Source organism: Mesorhizobium sp. M7A.F.Ca.MR.362.00.0.0 (genome assembly GCF_004023175.1).
Taxonomy (GTDB): Bacteria; Pseudomonadota; Alphaproteobacteria; order Rhizobiales; family Rhizobiaceae; genus Mesorhizobium.
This window is the reverse complement of record NZ_RZTF01001163.1, coordinates 1-228: the sequence shown is the minus strand read 5'-3', so window position 1 is coordinate 228 and position 228 is coordinate 1. Positions and strand designations below refer to the sequence as shown.

The 228-nt window shown below is 38.6% G+C and carries 1 protein-coding gene; it reads right to left on the bottom strand.

The window, feature by feature from the left end; all coding sequences use genetic code 11:
- A partial coding sequence (locus EOC06_RS39495; protein ID WP_128310218.1) for an ABC transporter substrate-binding protein occupies positions 1-228 on the bottom strand: 228 nt, incomplete at both ends.

Here is a 228-nt window from a genome sequence, read left to right as displayed (position 1 = left end):
ATTGCTTCATTCAAGGCCTCTGTTAATTCTGGGCTATCCTTTTTGATAGCAATAGAAATAATACTTGATTCACCTTGGTTAAGAGGCTCTCCTGATATTTCGATTTTATCGCCGTCTGGAGAGTTTAAAATATAAGATCCTGCTGCTGCCTCTCCCATAACGACTACATCAATACGATCATTCAAAAGGTCAGAAATACTTTCCGTTGGCCCAGGATATGTTTTTATC